Source organism: Streptomyces sp. NPDC050388, from assembly GCF_040655635.1.
GTDB lineage: Bacteria > Actinomycetota > Actinomycetes > Streptomycetales > Streptomycetaceae > Streptomyces.
Map to the genome: position 1 here is coordinate 1 of NZ_JBFAKH010000254.1, position 1,771 is coordinate 1,771.

Sequence of the window (1,771 nt, forward strand, 5' to 3'; positions counted from 1 at the left end):
CAAGGTGCTCATCGCCAACCGTGGCGAAATCGCTGTCCGCGTGGCCCGGGCCTGCCGGGATGCCGGCATCGCGAGCGTCGCCGTCTACGCCGACCCGGACCGGGACGCCCTGCACGTCCGCGCCGCGGACGAGGCCTTCGCCCTGGGCGGTGACACCCCGGCCACCAGCTACCTGGACAGCGACAAGGTCCTCAAGGCCGCCGCCGAGTCCGGCGCGGACGCCATCCACCCCGGCTACGGCTTCCTCTCCGAGAACGCCGACTTCGCCCAGGCGGTCCTGGACGCCGGCCTGATCTGGATCGGCCCGCCCCCGCAGGCCATCCGCGACCTGGGCGACAAGGTCGCCGCCCGGCACATCGCCCAGCGCGCCGGCGCCCCGCTGGTGGCCGGCACCCCCGACCCGGTCACCGGCGCCGACGAGGTCCTCGCCTTCGCCAAGCAGCACGGCCTGCCCATCGCCATCAAGGCCGCCTTCGGCGGCGGCGGCCGCGGCCTGAAGGTCGCCCGCACCCTGGACGAGGTGCCCGAGCTGTACGAGTCCGCGGTGCGCGAGGCCACCGCCGCCTTCGGCCGCGGCGAGTGCTTCGTCGAGCGCTACCTGGATAGGCCGCGGCACGTGGAGACCCAGTGCCTGGCCGATGCCCACGGCAACGTGGTGGTCGTCTCCACCCGGGACTGCTCGCTGCAGCGCCGCCACCAGAAGCTGGTCGAGGAGGCCCCCGCCCCCTTCCTCACCACCGCGCAGACCGCCGAGCTCTACCGCGCCTCCAAGGCCATCCTCAAGGAGGCCGGCTACGTCGGCGCCGGCACCGTGGAATTCCTCGTCGGCCAGGACGGCACCATCTCCTTCCTGGAGGTCAACACCCGGCTGCAGGTCGAGCACCCGGTCACCGAGGAGGTGGCCGGGATCGACCTGGTGCGCGAGATGTTCCGCATCGCCGACGGCCAGGAACTGGGCTACGACGACCCGGTGCTGCGCGGCCACTCGCTGGAGTTCCGCATCAACGGCGAGGACCCGGGCCGGGGCTTCCTGCCCGCCCCGGGCACCGTCACCCGCTTCGATCCGCCCACCGGGCCCGGGGTGCGCCTGGACGCCGGGGTGGAGGCCGGCAGCGTGATCGGCCCGGCCTGGGACTCGCTGCTGGCCAAGCTGATCGTCACCGGCCGCACCCGCGCCGAGGCGCTGCAGCGCGCCGCCCGGGCGCTGGCCGAGTTCACCGTGGAGGGGATGGCCACCGCCCTGCCGTTCCACCGCGCGGTGGTGGCCGATCCCGCCTTCGCCCCGGAGCTGCACGGCCAGGACGGCCCGTTCACCGTGCACACCCGGTGGATCGAGACCGAGTTCGTCAACGAGATCAAGCCGTTCGCGGCCGCCGCCGACGGCGCGGTCGAGGAGGAGGCGGACCGGGAGACGGTGGTGGTCGAGGTGGGCGGCAAGCGGCTGGAGGTGTCGCTGCCCGCGGCGCTGGGCATGTCGCTGGCCCGCACCGGGCTGGCGGCCGGGGCCCGGCCCAAGCGCCGGGCCGCGAAGCGGTCCGGGCCGGTGGCCTCCGGGGACGCGCTGGCCTCGCCGATGCAGGGCACCATCGTCAAGGTCGCGGTGGAGGAGGGGCAGCGGGTCGAAGAGGGTGATCTGGTGGTGGTGCTGGAGGCGATGAAGATGGAGCAGCCGCTGAACGCGCACCGCTCGGGCACGGTCAAGGGGCTGAACGCCGAGGTGGGCGCGTCGGTCACCTCCGGCGCGGTGATCTGCGAGATCAAGGACTGACGG

1 protein-coding gene is annotated in these 1,771 nt (G+C 74.0%); it reads left to right on the top strand.

The window, feature by feature from the left end; translation table 11 throughout:
* The coding region (locus AB0I73_RS41175) for a biotin carboxylase N-terminal domain-containing protein (RefSeq protein WP_363045496.1) at window positions 1-1,768 on the top strand (1,768 nt) is incomplete at its 5' end.
* Window positions 1,769-1,771 lie beyond the last annotated feature (3 nt).